General features: G+C 69.0%; 3 protein-coding genes and 1 tRNA gene. 2 read left to right on the top strand and 2 right to left on the bottom strand.

The genetic code is table 11. The features are described 5' to 3' along the window. Window positions 1–39 precede the first annotated feature (39 nt). Window positions 40–504: a GatB/YqeY domain-containing protein gene (locus ACFWFI_RS41770; protein WP_387401044.1), complete on the bottom strand. Its 465-nt coding sequence runs from the start codon at window positions 502–504 to the stop codon at window positions 40–42. A gap of 79 nt (window positions 505–583) precedes the next feature. Here ACFWFI_RS41770 and ACFWFI_RS41765 point away from each other — a divergent pair, with 79 nt between their 5' ends. Together ACFWFI_RS41765 and ACFWFI_RS41760 are read left to right on the top strand one after the other, a co-directional pair. Further along, window positions 584–1,522: a metallophosphoesterase gene (locus ACFWFI_RS41765; RefSeq protein WP_387401042.1), complete on the top strand. Its 939-nt coding sequence runs from the start codon at window positions 584–586 to the stop codon at window positions 1,520–1,522. 88 nt (window positions 1,523–1,610) lie between these two features. Next, window positions 1,611–1,684: transfer RNA gene (locus tag ACFWFI_RS41760), tRNA-Pro, on the top strand. 243 nt (window positions 1,685–1,927) lie between these two features. On the opposite strand, the gene ACFWFI_RS41755 is transcribed toward ACFWFI_RS41760, so the two are convergent. Beyond that, the gene (locus ACFWFI_RS41755; RefSeq protein ID WP_387401040.1) at window positions 1,928–3,259 is read right to left on the bottom strand and encodes an MFS transporter; all 1,332 of its coding nucleotides are present in this window, start codon (window positions 3,257–3,259) and stop codon (window positions 1,928–1,930) included. Window positions 3,260–3,526: the final 267 nt, after the last annotated feature.

Below are 3,526 nucleotides of genomic sequence, written 5' to 3'. Positions count from 1 at the left end.
GCCCCGGACCGGGGCGCCCCTCCTTCATCGATGGGCCTCTCAGCCAGCCAGCAGCTTCTTCACCGCGGCGGCGACGCGGCCGCCGTCGGCGAGCCCGGCCACCTTCGGGTTGACGATCTTCATGACGGCGCCCATGGCCCGCGGCCCCTCGGCACCCGCGCTCTTCGCCTCCTGGACGGCCTGCCCGACGATCACGTCCAGCTCGTCGTCGGAGAGCTGCTTGGGCAGGTACGCGTCGAGCAGCTCGCCCTCCACCCTCTCGCGCTCGGCCTGCTCCGTCCGGCCGCCCTGCGCGAAGGCCTCGGCCGCCTCGCGGCGCTTCTTCGCCTCCTTGGCGATCACCTTCTGGACCTCGTCGTCGGAGAGCTCGCGCGACGTCTTGCCGCTGACCTCTTCCTTGGTGATCGCGGTCAGGGTGAGCCGGAGGGTGGACGAGGTGAGCTCGTCACGCGCCTTCATGGCCGTGGTGAGGTCTTCCTTGAGCTTGGACTTGAGCGTGGTCATACGGCGATTGTGACAGGTACGGGGCACCTGCCGCCCGCCTGTTTTCGTCCCACCGCACCGTTTCTGCGACGATGGGCCCATGCGCGCACGCTACGGAGTACCCCTGAAAGTCACGGCAGTCGGCGCAGCGGTCGGTGCCGCCGGCCTCGTGTACGCGGCCGGATTCGAGGCACGCTCGTTCCGCCTCCGCCGGATCACGATTCCCGTACTCCCGCACGGGGCACGCCCGTTGCGGGTGCTCCAGGTCTCCGACATCCACATGGTGAGCGGCCAGCGCAAGAAGCGCGCCTGGCTGCAGTCCCTGGCAGGCCTGCGACCGGACTTCGTCGTGAACACCGGCGACAACCTCTCCGACCCGGAGGCAGTGCCGGAGCTGCTCGACGCGCTCGGCCCGCTGATGGAGTTCCCCGGGGTCTACGTATTCGGTTCCAACGACTACTACGGCCCGAAGCTCCGTAACCCGGTCCGCTATCTCCTGGAGAAGACGCAGGGCAAGCACGGACTCAACGGAAACGCACCGGCGGTCGACGTCGTCCACAACCCGTGGGAGCCGATGCGGGACGCCTTCGACGAGGCCGGCTGGCTGAACCTCTCCAACACCCGGGGGCGGATCAAGGCCGACGGACTCGAGATCGCCTTCACCGGCCTGGACGACCCCCACATCAAGCGGGACCGTTACGCCGAGGTCGCCGGCGGCCCCGAGACCGGCGCGGATCTCTCGATCGGCGTCGTCCACGCCCCGTACCTGCGCTCCCTGGACGCCTTCACGGCGGACGGCTACCCCCTGATCCTGGCCGGCCACACCCACGGCGGGCAGCTCTGCATCCCCTTCTACGGCGCCCTGGTCACCAACTGCGACCTGGACACGGACCGGGTGAAGGGCCTCTCCGGCCACACGGTGGGCGAACGACGTTCCTACCTCCACGTCTCGGCGGGCTGCGGAACGAACCGCTACACCCCGGTCCGCTTCGCCTGCCCGCCCGAAGCGACCCTGCTGACGCTGACCCCCCGCGACTGAAACTCCCGCCCGGGCACAAAAACCGGATTTCGCCTCCGGGCGCGGGTGGGCTAAAGTAATCGATGTCGCCGGGACAATCGGTGGACATCGGGGTGTAGCGCAGCTTGGCAGCGCGCTTCGTTCGGGACGAAGAGGTCGTGGGTTCAAATCCCGCCACCCCGACAGCTGAAACACCAGGTCAAGGGCCTGATCCTCTCTGAGGGTCAGGCCCTTCCTGCGTCTTCGGAGGCCGTCTCGGGCCTGCGGCCGTAGGGCCGGAGGGTGACGGGGCGCCCGTGTCCGGTCGGAGACGGCCGCGGCGGAGCCGACCGACGGCGCAGCAGATCAGGAAACGGGAACAGGGGCAGGTACTGAACTCAGTACCTGTCCCTGTCTTCGCGGGTCCGGACTGACGGCCCCGCCCCCTCAGCCCGCCGCGGAGACCGGGCGTGCGGCGTCCCTGTCCGTGGTGCCCTTCACCGACGGCAGACCGGTCAGACCGATGAAGATCAGAGAGAAGACGCCCGCGGCCGCGAAGACGGTGAAGCCCGTGGTGGTCGAGCCGGTGGCGAGGAGCTGGCCGCCCACCCAAGGGCCGAAGACCGCGCCGAAGCGGCCCATACCGGAGGTCCAGCCGACCGCGGTGGCGCGGTTGTCGTCGTCCGAGCGGGCGGCCACCGTGGCGTAGATCATCGCCTGGGCGCTGAAGAGGAAGAGGCCGGTCAGGAAGACGACGACGTAGGTGACGGCCAGCGGCATGTGGACGCTGAGCGTGTAGACGCCTATGGCGGTGGCCCCGAACCAGATCGCGCCGATGCGCGCGCCGCCGAACCGGTCGGTGAGCTTGCCGCCGACGAGCATCCCGACGATGCCGCCGAGGTTGATGACGATGACGAAGCCGAGCGAGGAGCCGAGGTCGTAGCCGGCGGCGCGCATCATCGAGGGCAGCCACTGGGAGACGCCGTAGACCAGCAGGAGTCCGCCGAAGGACGCCAGCCAGAAGAACAGGGTCTGCACCCACAGGCCGCCTCGGAACAGAGCGGCGAGCGCGCTCCAGCGCTCGGTCGTGTCCGGGCGCTTCCCCTCGCGGGCGGGGGCGGGTGCCTCGACGCCGTAGCGGTCGGCGAGTGCCAGGGCCTCTTCGTTCCGCCCCTTGGCCTGCAGGAACGTCAGCGACTCGGGCAGGAACTTGATGGCAAGCGGGACGCCGATGAAGAGCGGGATCACACAGATCCAGAAGGACACACGCCAGTCGCCGGTCCACAGCGCCACGAAGCCTGCCACGATGCCGCCGGCCTGGTGGGCGGTCATCAGGGAGCCGACTATCAGCGCGCCGCGTCCGCGTGGGGCGTACTCGCTGACCAGGGTGATGGCGCTCGGCAGGAGACCTCCGAGGCCGAGCCCTGCCAGGAAGCGGCCGAGGCTGAAGACTCCGAGGCTGCCGGCCACGGCGCAGATGGCGGAGGCCAGCGAGAAGACGGCGGTGGAGACGACGATCGTCTTCTTGCGGCCCGCCCAGTCGCTGATGGTGCCGGAGGACAGGGCGCCGATCAGCATGCCGAAGGTGGCGTACGAGCCGATGTCGCCGGCCTTGCCCGGATCGATGCCGAGCGCCTTGGTCTCCAGCATGTGCGGCAGGACGGAGCCGTAGATGAACATGTCGAGGCCGTCGAAGAGGACGACCAGCCAGCACAGGCCGACGGCCAACAGGGCGAGCCGGCTGCTGCGCACACCGGTAGCGGGAGATGGGGAGGACATCGGGGTATTCCTCTCGTCCGGGACAGCTCTGTCCCTCAAGGAGCTTCGGCAGGGGCGGGTCGGCGCGGCTCGATCGCAGCGGACCCGAGTGTGCCGATGACGTTAAGGAACCCGGGATTTAACGTCAACGCTTTTGTCAACAATCTTAGGAACAATCTGTCCCACCCGTCGCGCCACTGTCGTGCACCCGGGCACAGCGGAGGCGGCGCGGGCACCCGGGGTCGCGCACGTTGGGAAGCAGCCACACTATGACACTAACTGCACATC

Source organism: Streptomyces sp. NPDC060209 (genome assembly GCF_042728155.1).
GTDB lineage: Bacteria > Actinomycetota > Actinomycetes > Streptomycetales > Streptomycetaceae > Streptomyces.
The sequence above is the reverse complement of the archived record's forward strand: the minus strand, read 5'-3'. Positions and strand labels throughout refer to the sequence as shown.

Coding starts and splice junctions, on each gene's coding strand:
- ACFWFI_RS41770 (WP_387401044.1), bottom strand. CDS start 504: ATGACCACGCTCAAGTCCAAGCTCAAGGAAGACCTCACCACGGCCATG.
- ACFWFI_RS41765 (WP_387401042.1), top strand. CDS start 584: ATGCGCGCACGCTACGGAGTACCCCTGAAAGTCACGGCAGTCGGCGCA.
- ACFWFI_RS41755 (WP_387401040.1), bottom strand. CDS start 3,259: ATGTCCTCCCCATCTCCCGCTACCGGTGTGCGCAGCAGCCGGCTCGCC.